This window comes from Paenibacillus sp. FSL M7-0896 (genome assembly GCF_037975415.1).
GTDB lineage: Bacteria > Bacillota > Bacilli > Paenibacillales > Paenibacillaceae > Paenibacillus_AQ > Paenibacillus_AQ silagei.
The window spans coordinates 3,576,849-3,598,624 of sequence record NZ_CP150250.1; the positions used below are offsets into that span (position 1 = coordinate 3,576,849).

Below are 21,776 nucleotides of genomic sequence, written 5' to 3' on the forward strand. Positions count from 1 at the left end.
CACTTACATTCAAGCCGCATGCCTACTTACGAGCCCAATGTATGTTGTTTTTCACATACATTCGGTCCATATGCCTGCTTGCGAGCACAATGTATGCTGTTTTTCACATACATTCGGTCCATATGCCTGCTTGCGAGCACAATGTATGTTGTTTTTCACATACATTCGGTCCATATGCCTGCTTGCGAGCACAATGTATGTTGTTTTTCACATACATTCGGTCCATATTCCGCTGTACCGACAATTGTATTCGGTTTAAAACACTAAACTATCAAAGAAGACGCCGGGGAAGTTGCCCGGCGTCTTTCTTTTGCAGCCTTAGTACGAGTGTATTCGTCGTTAGCCTCAACCCTGTGCCGCATCCATGTTCATATAGTTAATCGCCCACAGATGGCCGTCCAAATCCACGAAGCCCCAATGATACATGAATCCATGATCTTCAGGCTCAGCGTGCAATTTCCCGCCTAAGGAGAGTGCGGTGTTCACGATTTCATCAACCTTGTCCCGGCTCTCGAATTCCAAAGCAATCGTCATCTGCGCATACTTGCCCGTATCGACGGCTTCCTTCTCCGTGAGTGTAAGAAAGAAGGCTTGATCGATCAGCATGACCTGCAGGTTGTCGCCGATCAAGAGGGCTACCGAAGTCTCGTTATCCGGATATTGCGGGTTGAGCTCAAAGCCAAGTCCAGTGAAGAACACTTTCGATTGGGCTACGTTTTTAACAGGCAGGTTGAGGCTCGTGAATGCGGACGTTAATGCCATTAGCAGAACACCTCTTCGTCATATATTTTCAAATATTTTCTTATGATTATACCACATTGGAACCTCTGGATTATTTTCTTCCAGCCCTCGAACGGGCATCCCATATCAAACGTATTTCTGTCCCCTCTTCGGGATTCGATCGAACCTCAATTCGCCCTTGCATGGCCTCAATCAGCCCTCTGGTTACCGCCATACCCAGGCCTGAGCCGACATCGGGCGCACCTGTATCTGTGCCGCGATAGTATCGTTCGAACAGCTTCCACACCGTCTCCTGATCCATACCGCGTCCATTATCGGCAAATTGAACGATGAAATCGCCTGCCTGTATACCTGGCTGCACACTTACAATCAGCTTCGCCTCCGGCGGATTATGCAGCAAGGCGTTGGCGGTCAGATTATCAACGATCCGTTCAAAGGAGGGGACGTGTACATAACCCTGTACCCCAACCGGGGCAGGCTGGAACGTAATGCGGCCCACTCCAAAAGCCGGGTTCCGCTCAGCACGCTGTACCAAATCCTGCAGCAGAGCATTGATATCCGTTAGCTCAACAGGAGGCTGGTATCCGCCGCTGCGCAGACGATATGTCATGGCCAGGTCGCTTACCAGCCTGTCCATGTACATGGACTTGTCCACCATAATGCCCGCGAATTCGCGTACCTCTTCCGTAGTCCACTGGTATTTCTCTGCCTCCAGCATGTGTGCATAACCCTGGAGCGAGGATAGCGGTGTCTTCAGATCATGGGTAATTCCAGCAATCCATTCCTCCCGCAGAGAGTCGGTCTGTTTGCGGAGTTCTTTATCCTGCTTCAGGGTAGCGGATAACGTCTGGATGGAATGTAACACTTCCGTATATACCCGATAGTTTCGCCGCCATCTCCCGTTCTTCTTCTGGCTAAGCGGCCTGCCGCGGGGGCCGGCCGGCTCCTCATATTGTCCCCTTTCAAGCCGCTGCAGCCATTGCAGCATATGGAGCATCGGATAACCGAACAGGTTGGCATACCAGACAGCAAGCAGGATCAGCAAGCCGATAATAGATACCAGAAGCGCAATCAGGGCAGGTCCAAAAATAAACCCGAAGGGGTTCACGTTGCTACCCGCCGGATTGCCCGCAAGAGGAACACTAAGCATCCAGGTGGAATGGTTCTGCTCATCATAGCTGGTCACTGTGGTCATTCCATACCGGATGGGGTATCGTGTACGCAGAATCAGATCCTGGATGCTGTAGCTGTCCGGAATGCCTGCTGCGGGCTTGTTGAAAGAAGCCATCTCCTGTCCCTGTTCATCCAAAATCTGAAGATAGGCATCCGCCGAGCGGATGATATCCTGCTGCCCGGATGCCAATTCCAGCTTGTTATTGGCATAACGGCCCCCGTTATATGCTTGCTCCAGCATGGTTACAGACTGGTTGTTCTCTCCATACAACAGGGTGAAATTAATGCCTTCTCTTTCGCGGATAAGCAGATATAGCCGGTAGGGAAAGAGCTTTTGTCCTTGCCAATAAGATATGAGTTCTCCAGGTTTATAGTGATTCGGCACATCAGGAGGGGTATGAAAAGCATCCAGCACACGGCCCTGCTCATCGAGAATCTGCAGCCAGCCGTTGTTCTCCTCGATTCGCTTCAGCAGATCGGGATCATACTTAACACTGCCGTCCGGCAAAATCTCTGCTGTACTGATTAGCTGGTCGAGCCCGACAGTGGCAAAATCTTCAACAAGACTGGCCTCATGTAGCTGCTGAATGACCCAGTAAGCAATGCTTCCGCCGATGATCAAGATTAGGACCACCGTACCCGCAAGCAGGCCAATGAACCGCGTCATCAATCTGCGTCTTACACTCATCGCCCATGCCCCATGTCGGACTGAATGAGCTTATACCCTAGCCCTCGAACGTTCACCAATAATTCAGGGTTGGAGGGATCAGCCTCAATACGCTCACGAATCCGGTGAATATGTACCATGACGGTGTTGTCATCCGAAATGGCCTCCGACCCCCAGACCCGCTCATACAATTCAGACTTGGTGAAGATACGATTGGGATGTTTGCAAAAGAATAGCAGCAGCTGGTATACCAGCGCAGGGCAGTTCACGGGTTGACCTTCGACTCTGAGTTCACCGGCTGGCTCCATAACCTGGAAGCGCCCATAGTCATAGATCCCTTCCCGCGGCAGTTTTTCCGCTTCCGTCTGTCTGGGCAAATATCGTCTCAGCAGCGATTTGATCCGTGCGACTACTTCCAGCGGGTTAAAGGGTTTAACGACATAATCGTCTCCGCCAACCGCAAAGCCGGTCAGCTTGTCATAATCGGTGGTTTTCGCAGTCAGAAAGAGAATAGGGGCATCTGTAATTTGACGCAGAAAAGGGCAGATTTCCAGCCCGCTTCGGCCTGGTAGCATCACGTCCAGCACGATGCAGTGATAGGTTTTCTTTTCACATGCAGCAATTGCGTCTTCACCGGTAGTGACCGTATCAATATCCAGGAATTGCTCCTTGAGCAATACCGTTCGGAGCATATGCAGAATCGCCTGTTCATCATCAACAAGCAAAATTGAAACTTCATCCATGGCGAAATAGAGCCTCCAAGCTTTTTATATAAGTATCATACCATTCTGAAACACTGTGCTGCTTGCCGGTAACCTTAACGGATGCTTAATTTTGGAGAGGTAGCCCGCCGCAAAGTTATGATAGTCGTAAGAGTAAGTTAGACGGCAGATAAGCTTGATGTCGTACACTGGACTGTAAAGATATCGTTCAAACAAAGGAGTGCAGGGAAATGACCAGAGGATATTCGAAAAGCTGGAAGCTGCTTGCCGTAGTGCTTGGTACGTGTGTGATGTTGTCTGCGTGCGGCACTTCGGAAGCATCTGAACCACAAGAGAAATTACCGGTAGAACAGACAACCAGTGCCGCCCCATCAGATGAAATTACGAATGGAGCCGAGGAGGACGCAATGATTACACCAGACAATTTCATGGATACCTTAATGAAGGGATCGAAGGAGGACATCTACAAACAGATGAGTCCGGAGCTACAGGAAATCATATCGCTGGACGAATTCAAGACGACTGCCGATAGCTTTATGGAAGGCGTTGCTTCATGGGAGAAAGTTACGGAATTTAAAATGAACAATCTGGTTGAAAGCTCATGGAAGGATCAGACGGGGACCAAGGGGATTCAAGCCTCTTTTGCCGAAAATCACCAGATTGCGGGGCTGCTGATTCAGCCGCTTGAAACGCATGAAGCAACGGATAAGGCGATGAGCAAAACTGCATTCCAGTTTCCATTGAAGGGCGAATGGTTTGTGTTCTGGGGCGGGAACGATGTGTTATCCAACTATCATTATGCTCATGAAACCCAGCGTTACGCACTCGACATTATCCGCACACAGGATGCTTCAAGCTATCAAGGTGAGGGAAAGGACAATGAGAATTATTATGCTTTTGGTGAACCGATCTATGCAGCCGCAGATGGCAAGGTGGTTGAAGTCAAAAATGACATTCCGGATAACACGCCGGGCGTGATGAACGCTGAAGAACCGGCAGGGAATGTTGTGGTCATTGATCATGGAAACGGGGAGCACAGCATCACAGCACATCTCAAGAAAGGCAGTGTAGCCGTCAATAAAGGGGATAACGTACAGCAGGGGGATCTCATCGGACATCTTGGTAATTCAGGGAACTCCAGTGAAGCACACTTGCATTTTCAGGTATCGGACGGGCCTGACATCTTCACTTCCCGTTCGGTTCAGATCCGCTGGGCCGATCAGAGTCAGAAGCTGACACGAGGGAATTCTTTTCAGGGACTGCCCGAATAGAGAGTGTAAAAAGTGTTGACTTGCGGCTTCCTATAAGTAATATAATATACCTACTTATAGGAAAGGATGATGAAGGAATGTCCCTGTCTCAGCCGAATACCGGAATTAAAGCGATAGAGCTGCAAATGGGATCATTTATTGTATACCCAACTTTGTTGTGGGATGAACGGAATCTTGTACTTGTTGATACTGGCATTCCCGGGCAATTGGATAAGATCCGTAAGTTACTTGAAACGGAAGGCTTTGGACTTGATCAGCTAACGCATATCATCATTACACATCAAGACAGCGATCACATTGGCAGTCTGCCGGAGCTTATTCAGGCAAGGGGGAACGAGGTGACGGTGCTCGCACATGAGGAGACTGTACCCTATTTGACGGGTGCGCTTCCGCTTATTAGAGGTACAACTTTTGCACCGTCCGTGCACGTTCATACAGCACTAAAGGATAGAGATATTCTGCCCCTGGCCGGCGGTATTCAAGTCGTCTTTACACCTGGACACACACCAGATCATATATCGCTATATCATATCCCAACTCAAACGTTAATTGCCGGCGATGCATTAAATTCAAAAGCTGGTAAGCTCCTGTCCTTTGACAACTATTACACGTTGGATCATCCTGCTGCGTTGAAGTCGATTGCCAAACTGCTAGAGCTGGATATTAAAAAAGTGATCACTTATCATGGTAACGAAGTTACGCATCGTATCAAGGAAAGTCTCCAGAAAATAGTAAATACAACAACTTCTATTTGACCTGAAAGTTTCTTTTGAAATCAGTTTTGTTTGTTAAGCCACTCCGATCGCAGCATTGCATATTGAAATTCATCTACCCAAATGCCTTTGGACATGTAATTTTCGAGCAGGTGTCCTTCACGTCTCATGCCTAAACGCTCTAGCACTTGAATCGATTTTGTGTTCCTTACATCGGTAAAAGCGATCAGCTTATGTTTATTTAGTAAGCCAAACACATAGTCAATCAGGACACGAAGCGCCTCATTCATGTATCCTTTTCCTTGATGCTCAGGTGCTAGAGTGAATCCTATCTCAACCATTCGGGGTTCATCTGCGAGTGTGTGGATGGCACAATCACCGATTAATTGATCTGACTCCGTTAGAGCAATTGCATATTGGAACCAAGTCCCGGGCTGATCCGGGGAATGTACTATTTGTCTGCTGATAAATGCTTCAGCTTCTTGAAGCGTATAATGATCCCAGGATTGAAAACGGGAAACCTCTGGATTCGTCCGGTATTGATAAAAAGAATGTACATCCTGCAAATCAAACTTTCGAATAACAAGCCGGTCGGAAACGCAATATACTTCGTTTGATTTCTCCATAAGTAAACCTCCTGCATCAATAATTTTCGTTTGTTACAATCTGCGATGGGCTTGTTCTGCGGCCTCCATGATGATTTCGCCTAACGTTGGATGCGGATGAATGGTCATGGCCATATCTTCTACCGTTGCTCCCATCTCAATCGCAAGGGATAGCTCAGATATAAGAGTAGATGCTTCAGCGCCTACAATCTGTGCACCTAATACAAGACCAGACACAGCATGAGCAACGATTTTGACAAAGCCTTCGGTTTCTTTCAGAGCCAGCGCACGGCCATTAATAGAAAAAATAGATTTTCCAACGACAACAGGAATCGATTGTTGTTTACACGCCGTTTCGCTAAGACCAACGCTCGCAATCTCCGGGTGAGAGAACACAACCAGCGGAAGAGCTTTGTAGTCGATGACAGAGGGTTTACCCGCGATCGCTTCTGCTGCAATTTTTGCTTCATATGAAGCTTTATGAGCCAAGGCAGGGCTTTGAACAATATCTCCAATGGCATAGATATGCGGGATAGATGTTCTGCACTGCTTGTCAATCTCGATCAAGCCTTGTGGAGTAGGGGACAGACCTATATTTTCAAGACCCAAGGTTCCATCTGTGTTCGGTTTCCTGCCCACCGTAATTAACGCATATTCAGCTTGAACAACATGGTGTTGATCCTGACGCATATAATGTAGATTGATGTGACTCGTATATTGGTCTGTTCCTGTAACCTTAGCTTCCGTTAAGATGGTTATCCCGTCCTTCTTCAGTTGACGAACGACAGGTGCGACAATCTCTGCTTCAAATCCGGGTAAAATCTGTTCACCGCCCTCAAGCATCGTAACTTTGGTTCCAAATCTCGCAAACATCTGACCCAGTTCCACACCAATATAACCGCCGCCAACTACAACAAGGCTCTTAGGAATACCGGCCAGCGATAGCGCCTCAGTGGATGAAAGAATCCGTCCGCCGAAAGGAAGAGCGCTGATTTCAATCGGACGGGAACCGGTTGCCAGAATGAGATGTTTGAAGCCTATTCGGCGCTCATTCTGTTCAGCGTGATGAATTTCAACGGTATTCGCATCAATCAAGCTGGCTTCTCCTTCGATAACTGTCACACCTGCTGTTTTAAGTAAAAACCGAACTCCTCCAGACTGCTTATCCACCACAGCTTGCTTAAACAACTGAGCCTCCTGAAAAGAAGAAGCTTCGTCAACAGTATACCAGTGTCTGCGCAAATGAATACGCTCCGCTTCAGCAATCAGCGCTTTGGAAGTAATACAGCCTACATGCGTACATACCCCTCCGATCTGGTGGCGCTCCACAATGAATGTTTTCATACCCAATTGTGATGAACGTAATGCGGCTACATAACCGCCAGGCCCCGATCCAATGACCAGGGTATCTACAGCTTCTAATGAGTTCATGATGAGTACCTCCAAATTAAAATATGATGATCGTAATATATTATAGTCATCATATTTTAAAAGAGTCAACACTTCATAATAAATTGACATCAAATAATATGATAATTATAATATTTTAACCCTCAGTTGACAGAATTCTCCCATCTTCTTTAAGTGGGGGATGAATGGAAACGGTCTAATCTACATGGATTATAACCGCCTAAGATGCTATAATAAATGTATTCAGTCGTATCTTGGAAAGGTCAGTGAAATTAATGAAATTAGACTCGAATAACCATTCAGTGTTCTCCCTTCACTTCCACCTTATTCTAGTCATCAAGTATCGTAGGAAAGTAATTACAGATCCAATATCCGAACGTCTGAAAGAGATATTTGCATCCATTCAGCCTACTTACAATGTGACTTTGCAGGAATGGAATCATGACAGGGATCACGTTCATATCCTAATGAAAACTCATCCTAATACCGACATTTCTAAATTTCTCAACGCTTATAAGAGTGCATCATCTAGGCTGATCAAGAAGGAGTTTCCTACCCTCCGAAAATCACTTTGGAAAGAGGCCTTTTGGTCACGCTCCTATTGCTTGCTTACAACGGGTGGAGCGCCAATAGACGTCATTCAAAAATACATCGAAAACCAAGGGGTGAAAGGGTGATCGCCATTGCTGAAAGCCTACAAATACCGTATCTATCCAAGCCATGGGCAACAACACTACTTCGCTAAAGTGTTCGGATGCGTTCGCTTCATCTACAATAGAATGCTTGCAGATAAAATTGAACATTACAAGCAAACGGAAACGATGCTGAGGAATACACCCGCACAATACAAAAAGGAATTTGACTGGCTGAAAGAAGTCGATAGCCTTGCCTTAGCGAATACACAACTGAATTTAGACAAGGCTTATAAGAATTTTTTTCGGGATAAGAAAACGGGATTTCCTAAATTCAAGAGCAAGAAGACGAATAATCATAGCTTCACAACGAATAACCAAAATGGAACAGTGGCTATAGAGGATGGATATCTCAAGATTCCAAAGCTAAAAACGGGCATTAAAATCAAGCTGCACCGCCCATTCGTGGGGCTGATCAAATCATGCACGATTTCAAAAACACCAACGGGAAAGTATTATGCTTCCGTATTGGTTGAAACGGATATCGTCCAGTTGCCCAAAATGCAATACGAAGATTGGCGTTGATCTTGGGCTGAAAGACTTTGCTATGACTTCAAATGGCGAAATCATATCCAATCCTAAATACTTGCGTACGTCTGAAAAGCGATTAGCGAAGCTGCAAAAGGATGTATCGCGGAAGAAGAAGGGAAGCCATAACCGTCATAAGGCTAGGCTGAAAGTTGCCAAGCTACATGAAAAAATAGCAAATCAGCGTAAAGACTTCTTGCATAAAACGTCTACCAAAATGATAAACGAAAACCAAGTCATCGTGATGGAAGACTTACGTGTAAAGAATATGATGCAGAATCACAAACTTGCAAAAGCGATTAGCGAGGTAGCTTGGAGTATGTTCCGTTCGATGCTTGAATATAAGGCTCAATGGTATGGCAGAGAACTTATTATTGCCCCTAAGCACTATGCAAGTAGTCAGCTTTGCTCCTGTTGCGGTTATAAGAACGCAGAGGTGAAGAATCTCGCCTTGCGAGAGTGGACTTGTCCAGAATGTAACGTGCATCATGATCGCGATGTAAACGCTGCTCAAAACCTACTGAAACTAGCCATGTGATATTGCAATGATTGGGCTAGGGACTAGCCTTTGAGCTTGGGTAAACTTGGAGCAGTAGCTTCATTGACCAAGAAGCCGCCACCTCTTAGGTGGATGGTAGTTCACAAACATTCATAAATACAGACTTATACAAAAGGGAGAGAGCAGGATGCCTTATCCGAAAGGACACAAGCTCAAAGTTCGAAGCCATATTATTACCAGCGCAGCCAAAGCATTTCGCACCCACGGCGTGCGGAATATTAGTCTTCCACATATTATGAAAGGTGCTGGACTGACGCACGGAGGATTTTACTCCCATTTTGCAAATAAAGATCAGCTTGTGATGGAGACCTGTCACTTCGCAATTAGTGACACCATCGACACACTTCAGAGAATTGCAGACCAAAATAAAAATGAAGATCAGACGTCGATTGAGGCCGTCATTGATTTTTACTTAAGCCCTCTGCATCGGGATCAGATGGAAGCCGGTTGTATCTTACCTGCTTTATCAGGAGAGGTTGCCCAGCTACCGGAAAATATTAGGCAAGCGTACACACAAGAGCTGCAACGTTTCATCGCGTTTATTACAAATATGGCTGGGATCGATCCCTCTAATGGTTATGCGTTGGTGAGCAGTATGGTGGGTACTGTGGCACTGGCAAGGGCAGTTAGTGATGAGAAGTTCAGTGATGCTTTATTACAGGCAGGTCGTGTGCAGATCAAACAAATGGTAAGCGCCGGCTCCAGGTAACTTTTTATTTGACGAAGCAAGCTGATTGTGCTAGCATAGCTTTAACTTAAAACGAAAAGGCTATGATGAGAAATAGTAACTATTAAGGATCTCACAGAGAGAAGATGGTTGGTGCGAATCTTCATTGATCTAATAGTGAAGCAGTCTCGGAGCTGTGGACCGAACAGAGGAATCTTAGTAGGCTTCAACGGAGTTCCACCGTTATTCAGGAAACAGTATCGGAGCAATCCCGTACTGATAGAGCGCAGAGCAATCTGAAGTTAGGTGGTAACACGGACATAATCGTTCGCCCTAAGTTGACAAGAAACATGTCAGCTTAGGGCTTTTTTGTTTTAAGCATAACTAATATTTGATGGAGGGTTTACAATGACACCAGATGAGTTGAGACAATCCTATGTTGATTTTATGAAAAGAATAGGGGCTAGCCAAGTGCCTTCTTCTAGCTTGTTACCGGAAAATGATCCCTCAACGTTGTTTACAGGAAGCGGCATGCAGCCGATGGTTCCCTATTTATTGGGGGAAAAGCATCCGATCGGCAATGAGATTGCTAATATTCAGAAGTGCTTAAGGACAGTGGATATTGAGGAAGTAGGAGATACGTCGCATCTGACATTTTTTGAAATGATAGGCCGTTGGGAGTTCAAAGCAAATGAACTTAACTATAAGCAAAAGCAAATCGATGCCATTTGGCATTGGCAGATCATCGAATTAGGAATGGATCCGGGCAGGCTGTATATCAGTGCTTTCGCAGGAAGTGACGAATTGAATATACCGAAAGATACGGAAGCCACTCAGCTCTGGTCAGCAAAATTCAAATCCGTCGGGATAGAACCCATCATTGAAGATGATCCCTGGCAATACGGGGCATCTAGAGGCGGGAAAATATTCTTATACGATGAAAAAGAAAACTGGTGGAGCCGGGCCGGAAGTCCTCTCCATATGCCGGTTGGTGAACCGGGTGGACCCGATAGTGAAATGTTTTATGATCTTGACCCAAGCGGTGATCCACTGGATCATCCTGCTTCTGAAAGCGACAGATTCCTGGAAATTGGGAACAACGTATTTATGTGTTACACAAAAGGAGAGACCGGATTCGTAAAAATGCAAAATCCCAATCTGGATTATGGAGGCGGATTAGAAAGGGTGGCTACAGCCCTTAACGGGGACAAGGATATTTATAATACGGCTTTCTTCCTTAATCCCAAGAACAAGTTGATGGAGCTAAGCGGTAAATCCTATGCTGACGATCTAAAGTCCTTTAGAATCATACTGGATCATGTGAGAGCGGCTACGTTTCTCATTAATGACGGTGCAGAGCCGGCAAATAGTGATGCAGGGTATATAACAAGAAGGCTATTAAGAAGGGCCATCCGTGCGGGTAAAAAAATAGGGATACAAGGAAGCTTTGTGGGTCAGTTGTCTGAAGTTTATATCGATGAAGCAACAGCTTATGAAGATTTGATCCGCAATAAAAAGAAAGTAATTGAAATCGCAAATAAGGAAGAAAGTCTTTTCTATAGAACATTACAGCAAGGAGAATTTGAAATACAGAAACATCTGAAGAATAAGGGTAAAGTTACGGGGGCAGATGCCTTTTATTTTTACGAAACCTATGGCTTTCCCTTGGAGCTGACACAAGAGTATCTAACTGAAAGTGGATATACCATGGAGGATAAGACGTCTTATACAGAGGCAGCAAAAAAACACGCTGAAATGAGCAGAACTGCTTCTGCAGGTAAATTTAAAGGTGGCTTAGCTGAACATTCCGCAGAAACAACCGCGCTGCACACGGTATCTCATTTGCTACTTGCGGGGTTAAGGGAAGTTCTAGGTGATCATGTTCACCAACAAGGAAGTAATATTACTTCCGAGCGATTACGGTTTGACTTCAACCATGATGAAAAACTTACCCCCGAGCAAATAGCTAAGGTGGAGAAGTATGTGAATGATGCAATTTCATCCAAAGCAGTTACCTCTATTTCAGAGCTGCCTAAACTTGAAGCGAAAGAAAGTAATGTGGAAGGAAACTTTTGGGATAAATATCCGGATATCGTTAAGGTGTATACCATCCAAGATCACGAAGGGAAAGTATGGAGCCGTGAAGTATGTGGAGGGCCTCATGTAGAAGATACCACAAACTTAGGAACGTTCCGTATTGTAAAAGAACAATCTTCTGCTGCTGGAGTCAGAAGGATTAAAGGAGTAATTAAAGATAAAGCAATTCGGATTTAATCCGAATTGCTTTTTTACTGCTAATAGAAATATTGCAGAGAGTATCAATCTGACATCATTCACTCTGATGAATATCGTTCGGAAGTTCATCATTGAGTTTCTGGTACCCGAGTCCCCATGTTTCCATAGAGAATATAATTGGCTTCAGTGAATTTCCTAAGTCACTTAAGCTGTATTCGACTCTCGGAGGGACTTCTGCAAAAACAGTACGAATGACAATTCCATCCTCTTCCATTGAGCGTAAATTTTCAGTGAGAACCTTTTGACTGATCTCCGGGATACTTTTACGAAGTTCTCCGAATCGTTGAGTTCCCTTCAAAAGATCCCTCATAACCAATAGCTTCCACTTGTTACCTATCAATCCAACTGTCGTTGCGACGGGACACAACGGCAACTCTTTTTTTGAAATCACTACATTATCGCCTCCAATAGTTACTAATAGGTTCCTATATAACAAAAAGGTGCCTACTTTCAAAACCAATACATTGCTTATATTATAATTCTGTCGATGAAAAATCAAATGAAAATGATGAAAGGGGGAGGGAGTTTGAGAGAAAGTTTATGGATGCAACTGAGTGACTATTTTTCGAATCATATGTCAACGTTCTTGAATTCTTGGAAAGAGCATTTAGAGATCAGTTTATTGGCATTGATGATTTCTACACTTATAGGAATGATCTTAGGTACCTTATCAACTAAATACAGTCGTTCCGAAAAATGGATCATCTCGTTATTTCAAACATTACGAATCATTCCCAGCCTAGCAATCTTACTTCTGTTGCTTCCTATCATGGGTACTGGAATTAGGCCAGCCCTTGTCGCTCTCATTATTTTAGGAATCCCTCCAATCTTAATGAATACAGTATCCGGATTACAAAGTGTGTCCATGTCTTTACTTGAATCTGCACAAGGTGTAGGGATGTCTGAACGACAAATCAGATGGAAAATCCAATTTCCAGTGGCTGGACCATTGATTTTGACAGGGATTAAAACCGCTGCGATTGAAATTATCGCCAGCGCTACCTTGGCTGCCAAAATTGGAGCTGGTGGATTAGGAGAGATCATTTTTACCGGTTTAGGACTCAATCGAACGGATTTACTTTTAATTGGTGCTATCTCAGTAGCGATTCTGGCTATTGGGATAGGCTTCATTTTAGATGTGTCTGAACGTGTATTGTTTAGATATAAATTCTTGCAAAGGTAGGTTCACGCAAATGAAAAAGAACATAAAGAAAAAATTAGTTTTAACCATTTCAATCACACTTGTTTTGTCCATAATGTTGAGCGCATGTGGTAATAAAACGAATAATCATGGATCGACAATTCGAATTGGTTCAAAAGACTTTACTGAGAATTTAATTGTCGGGGAGCTATATGCTTTGGCTTTGGAGAACGCGGGATACCAAGTAGAGCGTGTTCCTAATATTGCGGGTTCTATCATTCATTCATCGATTGTTAATAACGATATCGATATGTATCCAGAGTACACAGGTACTGGGTTGTTGGCCGTATTACAGATGGATTTGATGACAGATCCGGATGAAGTGTATACAACAGTCAAGGAAGAGTACAAAAAGCAATTCAATATCACATGGCTCGATTATTCAAAAGCAAATGATGGAGCGGGTCTCGTTATTCGAACGGAAGTATCACAAAGATTAGGGATCAAGACCATTACTGACCTGCAAAAACATGCCGGGGAGATTCGATTTGCTTCCCAAGGAGAGGTGGACCAGCGCGCTGACGGTATTCCAGCACTGGAGAAAGTGTATGGCAAACTCAATTGGAAATCATCCAAAGTATATGATAACAGTTTGAAATATGAAGTGCTTAGAAACAACGAGGCTGATGTTGCGCCCGCATATACCACTGAAGGTCAGTTGGTAAACAAAGACGAGTTTACTCTATTGGAAGATAACAAACAAGTATGGCCCCCTTATAACTTGGCGCCTGTTATCCGTGATAATGTGCTTTCAACGGATTCCGGCATCGCTGAAGTGATCAACAAGGTTAGCTCGGTATTGGATACAGACACCATAACCGCACTAAACGCGAAAGTGGACGTAGACAAAGAAGAATATGAAGATGTGGCCAAAGAATTTTATGCTTCCATTAAATAAGGATGGCGTTAACATGAATCCAACAGCAATCGAATTCCATGATGTGAGTAAAACATATTCAGATTCCAATGAATATGCAGTGGATCATGTGAACCTGTCGATAAGTGAAGGGGAGTTTATTACCATCCTCGGCTCCTCTGGATCAGGAAAAACAACTTTATTGAAGATGGTGAATCGGCTTAACGATCCTTCCCACGGAATTATTAAAATATTTGGGGAGGATATCGCTGGAGTTGATCCTGTAATACTTAGAAGGAAAATCGGCTATGTTATTCAGCAAGTAGGCTTGTTCCCCCACATCAATATTGAACAAAATATAGCTACCGTTCCTCGTCTTTTGAAATGGGACAAAAAGAAAATCGAAGATCGGGTACAAGAATTGTTAGCTTTGGTTGGGTTAGATTCAGAGAACTTCAAACGACGTTATCCTTCACAATTGTCCGGAGGGCAGCAACAGAGAATCGGTCTTGCGCGAGCATTGGCAACCGCTCCCAATATTATGCTGCTGGATGAACCCTTTGGGGCCTTGGACGCTATTACGCGCTTGAATCTCCAGGATGAACTCTTAAAGATTCATGGGGGAATGAAAAAAACCTTTTTGTTCGTGACTCATGATATTAATGAAGCATTCAAGCTAGGAACCAGAGTTGTGATTATGAATCAGGGTAAGGTTTGTCAATTCGATACCCCGAGAGAAATTATAACTCATCCTGCAGATGATTTTGTGTACTCACTCATTCAATCTTCGAAGGAGCAAGAACGCTTCTGGGGGAACTTAACATGATCAACTATGCCATTAAACATCCGGATAAGTTGGTACAAGCATTATTGGAGCATGTGGAGATCCTCATTCTGACCATGCTGCTCTCTGTGCTCATTGCCATCGTTTTAACCATCTTAGCTCTGGCCTCTGATAAGGTATCTAGATCACTCATTTACATGTTTTCAATTTTGTATTCTATTCCGAGCTTGGCTTTGTTTGCAATCATGATCCCTGTGACCGGATTGGGGAAAACGACAGCCATTACCGTGCTCATTGCTTATAACCAATATATCCTTCTACGTCAGTTCACTGCAGCTTTGAATCATGTTGAACCATCTGTTATTGAAGCTGCTACAGGGGTCGGTATGAGCCGATTTCAGATCTTACTTCAAGTTCAGGTACCCTTAGCAATCAAGCCTCTGTTTGCAGGCCTTCGACTTGCTTCGGTAACAACCATTGGCATGGCAACCATCGCTGCCTTCATTAATGCAGGAGGGCTAGGTACGATATTAAATGATGGATTACGGACCATGAATATCGATAAGATTTTGTGGGGGGGCTTATTGTCAGCAGGACTTGCCATTGTGACGAACGCAATATTCATGCTGTTTGAGAAACGAATCCATTTGAAATCGGAGAGATAAATAATGAAGGCAGTTGTATTAGAAAGGGTCTGTACCCCACAAGAACTACAGATCACTGAAGTACCTATTCCTATAGTCAAACCTGGGTGGGTACTTGTAAAAATCAGGGCGTTTGGAATAAATCGCTCGGAAATGTTTACTAGACAGGGGCATTCACCGTCCGTTCAATTTCCGCGTATTATGGGGATCGAATGCGTAGGGGAGATTGAAGACCCTTCTGATAGCACATTTATAAAGGGAACGGCCGTCGCTTCATTAATGGGAGGGTTAGGCCGTGCATTTGACGGAAGTTATGCTGAATATGCACTTATACCTTCGGACCAGGTGTATCCTATTCCTAGGGATATGAAATGGACTGAACTTGCAGCGATACCAGAAATGTATTATACCGCGTATGCATCCTTATTTGAATGTCTTCAATTGACTTCAGGAGAGATGCTGCTTATTCGTGGTGGGACAAGTTCCGTAGGCTTAGCAGCACTTCAGCTAGCTAAGAGTGTAGGAGCAACAGTTATATCAACGACTCGAGACAAAGAGAAATTTGCACTTCTCCAACAAGCTGGAGCAGACTATGTACTGCTCGATAATGAGCATTTGAGAGAACAGGTGTATGCTATTGCTCCAAATGGGGTAAACAAGGTTCTAGAGTTGGTTGGTACACCAACTGTAAAGGAGTCCTTGCAATTCATCTCAGAACGAGGGATATGTTGCATGTCAGGAATATTAGGAAATGAATGGACTCTTGATGCCTTTGAACCTTTAGTGGATATACCCACAGGTGTGTATTTTACAGCGTTCACCAGTGAAGTTATCAAAGAAAGTACACTGATCTCTTTATTTGAGCATCTCCAAAAATATGGTATAGTCCCACCTATTGCCCGAGTCTTTACACTCGAGGAGATTGGAGAGGCACATCTTTTAATGGAAAGTAACACCGCAAACGGTAAGATCGTTATATCTTACGAAATAGAAAGGGGTTTAAATATGACGATTACAGAAAACAAACAATTGATGCATCGTTTCACGAACTTCATTAATACGGCAAGCAAGGAACTTGCTGAAGAATTGATTTCTCCAGATGCTGTTTTTTATGTACCTATGCAAAAAGAACCAATGAATGGTCCAAATGGTTATCTCTCCATAATTCATATGATGAGATCTGGTTTTTCCGATATACAATGGACTGTTAAGGAGCTGGTAGCAGAAGAGGATCTAATAGCAGCTCATTTTGTCATGAAGGGCACACAAGACGGAGTGTTTCTCGGGTTTCCACCAACAGGAAAGAAAATTGAAGTAAATGCAATGAATTTTTATCGGATCTCTAATGGCCAAATTATTGAAGAGTATGGTCAACCCGATATGCTTGGCTTGCTCCAACAAATAGGGGCAATTCCAAAAGCATAATTATATCACCACTTGTAAATAAATGAATTAATCTCAGAAAATGCCGCTATTAAAAGCGGCATTTTTTTGATTTCTAATTTACTTTTTAAACATTTAAATTTACAAAGAAGGTGTAGGAGACAAACAACAATCAGATTGGAATTTTTCACAGGCAGCACAGGGCGTTGACGATTGGTATTATGCTGGTTCTAACCACCGTAGCTTTCGAGGGGCTGGCTAATACGACATGGACTTGAGGGCATTCAAACAGCCCATGTTTACGTTTGGCACTGTTATGCTTATGATTGCCATAATGTTGATGATGTCAGCCATGATTATTAAAAGCAACTCCTTAGAATTTGTTTTTTGTCAGAAGACAAGAACATGGTACTATTGCCGATTTGATAAACATCTAAATATAACGTCAGGTGAAGGCAGCAGTTGGAGAAAATCTGGAGCTTGCAGATTGAAGCTGAAGAGACAGGAGATTGAAATCTTTGAAACCTGCGCAAGTTGCAGGTTTTTTGGGTTGAGAGGAGGGAATGGCAATTTAAGAGCCAACAAATTAATTGACCACAGGATGGAAAAGACTTAATATTTCTATAAAATGGACTGTAAGGAGTGAAATAGGAGTTGTTGGAACTTGATGGTATGGATGCCGACTCTTTAATAGCTATGCTAAAAGCTTCATTCACCTTAGACAATTTTACAGCAATGATAGATATATCTGACAAACTTATGGGAATGATCGCAGTAATACATGCTACAGCCCCCAAGGGAATTGAGGCCCAGAGGTTAAAGCGTTCTATAGTGTATTACTTTGGGTTTAGTCTTTGTGCAAAGGGCATTGCTCTCCAAAAACTTGGCGATTACAAAAACGCCCGACATTGCATAGAAAAGTATTCAGATTTGAGCTGGGTTCAACTTGAAGATGAGGAATCATTGGTAGAAATAGAATATTATAAGGATACCGCTAAAGCGAACACCTTCGTTCTTGACCTACTTGAGGGAAAGGAGGAAGTTTTGCCTGAATACGTGAAATTTTTAAAGATGGGTGCAAGGGAAGAATTGACCGCTGGGTTGCTAAATATCTTAGACTCCGCATTAAGATACAGCTATCCGGTGGACTGGGCCTTAGAAGAACTGCAAAGTGACGTTGAGAAACCTGATGATACCTCACCTGCTGTAGATGTTAGGTACTACATAGAATATATTCATCTATTATCAGTTTATTTATATAAACGTGGGAAATCAGCTATTGCAATAAACCTAACACTGGAAAATATCGTATTAAGTGGTAAACTATTTGATAGAACAGGCTTTAGAAAAGCTATTGCTTTTTATGAGCTTGTTAGAGCTGAGGCCAATATTTCACAGCTACAAGAGTATCATGCAATTATGCGAAATATTTTAGAAGGGGAGTTCAATGATGAAAATGTTGAAAAAGAAGCTTTTATTATTGACAACCGTATTGCTGATTAGCTCATTAACCATTTTGACTGCCGCAAGTGCCGAAGATGTCACTTCATTTCAGTCCACAACAGTAACAACCAATAGCCACGGCATGGGCCACTGATTTGTCTGAGATGATTTACAGAGCCATTCAGTAAATCAATCCAGAGCTTATTATTGTTGATTTACATCATACAGGCCAATGATCCTCAGGATCATTGGCCTGTTATTCTGTTTTAGTAGACGCCTACCGCATTGTAAGCTTTGGTTACAGCAGTTACTTGAGCCGAGCCTGCTCCAAACAATTCAGTGGCCGATTGAATGATGGCTGTACGTGCAGCAGAGAAGTTGGAGGAGGTTGTAAGATAATATACAAGTGCATTGTAATAGATTTGAACGGCATCCTCACGGCCAATGCCTGTGACTGTTACACCGTTAAACGTACCGCCTTGAGCAGCCAGATAGAAAGCTTTATTATTGATGCCGCTATTCGTATGCACACCGCCTTCGTCAGCCGTACCGGTATAACGGTCGCTGTATTTGTCAGGCTGGCCGTACAATGGCGGATTAGCAAGTGAGCGGAGTGCGTCACCTGCTATACCCGGTGTATACACTTTATCACCGATCAGCCAGTTCGCACCTTCAATTGAATTTCCGATGATGTCGGAGAAGGACTCATTAAGTGCCCCCGGTTCTCCGTAGTATTCAAGATTGGATGTTTTCTCAGTCACACCGTGCGTCAGCTCATGGCCTACCACGTCCAAATCACCGGACAGCAGTGTAAAGGTAGATCCATCCCCATCACCGAAAACAATTTGCGCACCATTCCAAAATGCGTTGTTATAGGAAGTATAGTAATGAACGGTCGAACGGATCTGCAGTCCGTTGTTGTCCAGGCTGTTGCGGCCGAAATGCTGGAGATAATAATCATAGGTTCTCTCAGCATAGGTGTGGGCATCAACCGCGGCTTTGTCTGTCCAGACATTGTTAGTGCTGGTTAAGAGCGTCCCCGGAAGAGAAGTCTTGTTCTTGGCGGTATAGGTCACAATGCCCTTGCCGCGGGTGCTGTCATAGAGCTGGTAGGTTGAACCCGAGAGGCGTGTCTCGAACGTTTTGGTATCTCCAAACACTCCAGTGCCCGTACCCGTCAGGTTCTCTAAGATATTATATTTGAACAGTACGCTGCCATTCTCCGCAGAAATGAAGTACCGTATCCGTAAAGGCTCGGGTTCCAGCACGTTCACTTCCGTTTTATAGGCTAATTTAGGTTCTCCGTCCACGATAAAATAATACAAATCCGCTGTAGGAGTTATTTGCGGCTCACCTAGCGGTCCATGTTCCAGCGTGGCATCCTGGCTGGCTGCCAGAATGGCCTCTGCTCCGGATATGGTTTGGAGTTGAATCAGCGGCTGCGGAATGGTCTGGTAGACATCTTCCACTACACTTCCCAGCAGGGAGGTAACGTTGCCCGCTTTGTCGATATGCAGAGTCTGATCGGCTCCATATACCGGTATCCCCGAGATATACTGGCTTAACCGGTAATGCTGGCTGCCGGTCTTGCTGTTTGTTTTTTGCTCTGTAATTCTGAATTTCTCCCGGACATCCTCCTTAGCCGAAAGATGCAGGTTCCCTTTAACATTCTCAAGATATCCCCATACTTTGTCCTCAGAAGCGGAGCCTGCCGGGGCTTTCCAGGCTTGGTCCGTAATTGAAATAGGGGAAGAGCTTGAGAAGAGCTCTACGGGATTATTAAGCTCAATGCTTTCAGCCGCAGTGCCCACCGAAGCAAAGGACCCAAGTACTACAACACCTGCAAGAAGTGAAGCTACAGTCTTTTTCATAATGAATACTCCTCCGATCCAATTGGTTGGTTTTTAATTATGCCGGGTTCTTATAGACATCCTTTATCAAGCCTGTGTACTTACTCAAGCTGCGATCTGGGGTGCTAGGGCTAAGCGGCGAACAACCTTAATGTACGGAGGGAAATTGTGGAGACGGCAAAACCCCTTTCGCGAAACTTACAACTACATCCTTTTACACCCTCCGAAATGGATATAAATGAAATAAATGTAATTATAGTGTTCTCATTATATTTAGGTTTGTAAGGATCAACTATGATCAGAATCACAATTAATGCGATAAAATTAGTAAACAATCATTATGCAACATTGAAATTGAACATGGCGGCTTCAAAAGAACTGAAGCTTGTCAGTATACAGCATTATTCCTGGGAGCAAGACAGCCCCGATGTGTGTCTGCACTCGTGACTCATCCTTTTGAAACGTTTCCAAAATAAATATTGAAACGTTTCCATTTTGGTGATATTATATTTTCCAGAGAGAGTTCGGAGGTGTTATATGACAAGTATTAAAGATGTTGCAAACTTAGCAGGCGTTGCTGTAGGAACCGTATCCAGAGTCATTAACAACTCTGGCGCTGTTAAACCCAAGACACGCAAAAAAGTGGAGGAAGCGATACAAGAACTGAATTACTTCCCTAATGAAGTAGCAAGGAATTTCAAGATGCAGAAATCCAAGATGGTAGCTCTACTGCTTCCGAGCATCTGGAATCCATTCTTTTCTGAATTGGCTTATTACATTGAGGATGAGCTGGATCGGGAAGGCTTTAAGCTTATGTTATGTAATAGCGGAGGTAAGCCTGAGAAGGAGCTGTACTATCTGGAAATGCTCCGGCAGAACAAAGTGGCGGGGATTGTGGGCATAACTTATAACGATATCGAGAATAATGTGAGCAACAACATTCCGATTGTAAGCATCGACAGGCACTTTAACAAGAAGATTACCTGTGTGACCTCAGATAATTTTGAGGGAGGACGTCTTGCTTTAAGGGAGCTGGTGAGAGCAGGAGCCAGGAAACCGGCTTTTATGGGGAGTGTTACTTCCGTTTTCAGCGAAACCATGAACCGCAGGCAAGGATTTATCCATGAAGCGGAGGCTTTGGGTATCGATTATGTGATCTATGAGAAGCCGGATCCAATAGTAGATGACAATGCCTATATTCACGAGTTCCTCAACGAGCATGGCGATGTAGATGGAATTTTTGCCATTACCGATATGCTGGCTGCCAGCTATATTGACAAAGCACGCAGGAAGGGTATTCGTATACCAGAGGATGTGAAGGTCATCGGTTATGACGGTATTCAGGATAACCCTTATTTTCATCCTATTCTATCTACAATCAGGCAACCGGTAGAAGAGATGGCACGTATGACAATTAGACTGCTCTATAACAAGATTGAAGGCATTCCCTTAGATAAACAAGTGTATCGTATCCCTGTTAAATTCAAACAAGGTGAAACGACATGATCCCTTTAATCGAAAAACTTCAGCTTATTCTGTGGATGCACTCTATGAACTGATGTTTTTCACTCT

General features: G+C 43.9%; 19 protein-coding genes, 1 pseudogene and 1 other annotated feature. Of the genes and pseudogenes, 13 read left to right on the forward strand and 7 right to left on the reverse strand.

The features are described from left to right. Positions 1–345: 345 nt before the first annotated feature. The 3 genes from MKY12_RS15070 to MKY12_RS15080 all read right to left on the reverse strand — a co-directional run bounded on the left by MKY12_RS15070 (position 346) and on the right by MKY12_RS15080 (position 3,324). A complete protein-coding gene (locus tag MKY12_RS15070) occupies positions 346–762 on the reverse strand; it encodes a VOC family protein (RefSeq protein ID WP_209874168.1) in 417 nt (138 codons plus the stop codon). 70 nt (positions 763–832) lie between these two features. Next, positions 833–2,602, reverse strand: coding sequence for a HAMP domain-containing sensor histidine kinase (locus tag MKY12_RS15075; RefSeq protein ID WP_339314398.1), 1,770 nt, complete (start codon positions 2,600–2,602; stop codon positions 833–835). Then, entirely contained in the window at positions 2,599–3,324 is a 726-nt protein-coding gene (locus MKY12_RS15080; RefSeq protein WP_339257006.1) for a response regulator transcription factor, read from the reverse strand. Before MKY12_RS15080 ends, MKY12_RS15075 begins: the two co-directional genes overlap by 4 nt. A 209-nt stretch (positions 3,325–3,533) precedes the next feature. Between MKY12_RS15080 and MKY12_RS15085 the strand changes: the two genes are divergently transcribed. Then, on the forward strand, positions 3,534–4,574 hold the full coding sequence (locus tag MKY12_RS15085) for a M23 family metallopeptidase (RefSeq protein ID WP_339314400.1): 1,041 nt from the start codon (positions 3,534–3,536) through the stop codon (positions 4,572–4,574). Between the two features lie 77 nt (positions 4,575–4,651). Next, a complete protein-coding gene (locus tag MKY12_RS15090; RefSeq protein ID WP_036726812.1) occupies positions 4,652–5,329 on the forward strand; it encodes an MBL fold metallo-hydrolase in 678 nt (225 codons plus the stop codon). A gap of 20 nt (positions 5,330–5,349) precedes the next feature. Here the strand turns inward: MKY12_RS15090 and MKY12_RS15095 are convergent, their stop codons facing one another. After that, a complete protein-coding gene (locus tag MKY12_RS15095) occupies positions 5,350–5,913 on the reverse strand; it encodes a GNAT family protein (protein ID WP_036726811.1) in 564 nt (187 codons plus the stop codon). A 33-nt stretch (positions 5,914–5,946) separates the two neighbouring features. Further along, positions 5,947–7,323, reverse strand: a complete 1,377-nt coding sequence (gene lpdA / locus MKY12_RS15100) for a dihydrolipoyl dehydrogenase (protein WP_339314404.1) — start codon at positions 7,321–7,323, stop codon at positions 5,947–5,949. Between the two features lie 254 nt (positions 7,324–7,577). Here lpdA and tnpA point away from each other — a divergent pair, with 254 nt between their 5' ends. The 4 genes and pseudogenes from tnpA to MKY12_RS15120 all read left to right on the forward strand — a co-directional run bounded on the left by tnpA (position 7,578) and on the right by MKY12_RS15120 (position 12,022). Beyond that, the gene (gene tnpA, locus MKY12_RS15105; protein WP_339257503.1) at positions 7,578–7,979 is read left to right on the forward strand and encodes an IS200/IS605 family transposase; all 402 of its coding nucleotides are present in this window, start codon (positions 7,578–7,580) and stop codon (positions 7,977–7,979) included. A 6-nt stretch (positions 7,980–7,985) separates the two neighbouring features. Next, positions 7,986–9,060, forward strand: a pseudogene (gene tnpB / locus MKY12_RS15110) (IS200/IS605 family element RNA-guided endonuclease TnpB). Between the two features lie 148 nt (positions 9,061–9,208). Further along, a complete protein-coding gene (locus tag MKY12_RS15115) occupies positions 9,209–9,790 on the forward strand; it encodes a TetR/AcrR family transcriptional regulator (RefSeq protein ID WP_339314406.1) in 582 nt (193 codons plus the stop codon). A gap of 53 nt (positions 9,791–9,843) precedes the next feature. Next, positions 9,844–10,087: a binding site (T-box leader), on the forward strand. Between the two features lie 69 nt (positions 10,088–10,156). Next, positions 10,157–12,022: an alanine--tRNA ligase gene (locus MKY12_RS15120; RefSeq protein WP_339314408.1), complete on the forward strand. Its 1,866-nt coding sequence runs from the start codon at positions 10,157–10,159 to the stop codon at positions 12,020–12,022. A 55-nt stretch (positions 12,023–12,077) separates the two neighbouring features. Here the strand turns inward: MKY12_RS15120 and MKY12_RS15125 are convergent, their stop codons facing one another. Next, a complete protein-coding gene (locus tag MKY12_RS15125) occupies positions 12,078–12,434 on the reverse strand; it encodes a helix-turn-helix domain-containing protein (protein ID WP_017688258.1) in 357 nt (118 codons plus the stop codon). A 135-nt stretch (positions 12,435–12,569) separates the two neighbouring features. Here MKY12_RS15125 and MKY12_RS15130 point away from each other — a divergent pair, with 135 nt between their 5' ends. From MKY12_RS15130 to MKY12_RS15155, 6 genes are all read left to right on the forward strand, one after another. Next, a complete protein-coding gene (locus MKY12_RS15130; protein ID WP_155991508.1) occupies positions 12,570–13,226 on the forward strand; it encodes an ABC transporter permease in 657 nt (218 codons plus the stop codon). 10 nt (positions 13,227–13,236) lie between these two features. Beyond that, entirely contained in the window at positions 13,237–14,142 is a 906-nt protein-coding gene (locus MKY12_RS15135) for a glycine betaine ABC transporter substrate-binding protein (RefSeq protein WP_339257020.1), read from the forward strand. A gap of 13 nt (positions 14,143–14,155) precedes the next feature. Next, the gene (locus tag MKY12_RS15140) at positions 14,156–14,926 is read left to right on the forward strand and encodes an ABC transporter ATP-binding protein (protein WP_339257022.1); all 771 of its coding nucleotides are present in this window, start codon (positions 14,156–14,158) and stop codon (positions 14,924–14,926) included. After that, positions 14,923–15,549: an ABC transporter permease gene (locus tag MKY12_RS15145; protein ID WP_339257024.1), complete on the forward strand. Its 627-nt coding sequence runs from the start codon at positions 14,923–14,925 to the stop codon at positions 15,547–15,549. The genes MKY12_RS15140 and MKY12_RS15145 overlap by 4 nt, the downstream gene beginning before the upstream one ends. 3 nt (positions 15,550–15,552) lie before the next feature. After that, entirely contained in the window at positions 15,553–16,953 is a 1,401-nt protein-coding gene (locus tag MKY12_RS15150; protein ID WP_339257026.1) for an ester cyclase, read from the forward strand. A gap of 612 nt (positions 16,954–17,565) precedes the next feature. Beyond that, positions 17,566–18,414: a hypothetical protein gene (locus MKY12_RS15155; RefSeq protein WP_339314410.1), complete on the forward strand. Its 849-nt coding sequence runs from the start codon at positions 17,566–17,568 to the stop codon at positions 18,412–18,414. Positions 18,415–18,620: 206 nt separating this feature from the next. Here MKY12_RS15155 and MKY12_RS15160 read toward each other — a convergent pair whose 3' ends face one another. Further along, positions 18,621–20,225: a M4 family metallopeptidase gene (locus MKY12_RS15160; protein WP_339257030.1), complete on the reverse strand. Its 1,605-nt coding sequence runs from the start codon at positions 20,223–20,225 to the stop codon at positions 18,621–18,623. A gap of 516 nt (positions 20,226–20,741) precedes the next feature. Between MKY12_RS15160 and MKY12_RS15165 the strand changes: the two genes are divergently transcribed. Further along, on the forward strand, positions 20,742–21,710 hold the full coding sequence (locus MKY12_RS15165) for a LacI family DNA-binding transcriptional regulator (protein ID WP_209874150.1): 969 nt from the start codon (positions 20,742–20,744) through the stop codon (positions 21,708–21,710). The last annotated feature ends 66 nt before the right edge of the window (positions 21,711–21,776 follow it).

Bases quoted from the DNA above. Each gene is read 5' to 3' on its own strand.
- MKY12_RS15160 (WP_339257030.1), bottom strand. From the start codon at position 20,225: ATGAAAAAGACTGTAGCTTCACTTCTTGCAGGTGTTGTAGTACTTGGG.
- MKY12_RS15150 (WP_339257026.1), top strand. From the start codon at position 15,553: ATGAAGGCAGTTGTATTAGAAAGGGTCTGTACCCCACAAGAACTACAG.
- MKY12_RS15070 (WP_209874168.1), bottom strand. From the start codon at position 762: ATGGCATTAACGTCCGCATTCACGAGCCTCAACCTGCCTGTTAAAAAC.
- MKY12_RS15145 (WP_339257024.1), top strand. From the start codon at position 14,923: ATGATCAACTATGCCATTAAACATCCGGATAAGTTGGTACAAGCATTA.
- tnpA (WP_339257503.1), top strand. From the start codon at position 7,578: ATGAAATTAGACTCGAATAACCATTCAGTGTTCTCCCTTCACTTCCAC.
- MKY12_RS15140 (WP_339257022.1), top strand. From the start codon at position 14,156: ATGAATCCAACAGCAATCGAATTCCATGATGTGAGTAAAACATATTCA.
- MKY12_RS15120 (WP_339314408.1), top strand. From the start codon at position 10,157: ATGACACCAGATGAGTTGAGACAATCCTATGTTGATTTTATGAAAAGA.
- MKY12_RS15090 (WP_036726812.1), top strand. From the start codon at position 4,652: ATGTCCCTGTCTCAGCCGAATACCGGAATTAAAGCGATAGAGCTGCAA.
- lpdA (WP_339314404.1), bottom strand. From the start codon at position 7,323: ATGAACTCATTAGAAGCTGTAGATACCCTGGTCATTGGATCGGGGCCT.
- MKY12_RS15115 (WP_339314406.1), top strand. From the start codon at position 9,209: ATGCCTTATCCGAAAGGACACAAGCTCAAAGTTCGAAGCCATATTATT.
- MKY12_RS15095 (WP_036726811.1), bottom strand. From the start codon at position 5,913: ATGGAGAAATCAAACGAAGTATATTGCGTTTCCGACCGGCTTGTTATT.
- MKY12_RS15165 (WP_209874150.1), top strand. From the start codon at position 20,742: ATGACAAGTATTAAAGATGTTGCAAACTTAGCAGGCGTTGCTGTAGGA.
- MKY12_RS15080 (WP_339257006.1), bottom strand. From the start codon at position 3,324: ATGGATGAAGTTTCAATTTTGCTTGTTGATGATGAACAGGCGATTCTG.
- MKY12_RS15135 (WP_339257020.1), top strand. From the start codon at position 13,237: ATGAAAAAGAACATAAAGAAAAAATTAGTTTTAACCATTTCAATCACA.
- MKY12_RS15085 (WP_339314400.1), top strand. From the start codon at position 3,534: ATGACCAGAGGATATTCGAAAAGCTGGAAGCTGCTTGCCGTAGTGCTT.
- MKY12_RS15075 (WP_339314398.1), bottom strand. From the start codon at position 2,602: ATGAGTGTAAGACGCAGATTGATGACGCGGTTCATTGGCCTGCTTGCG.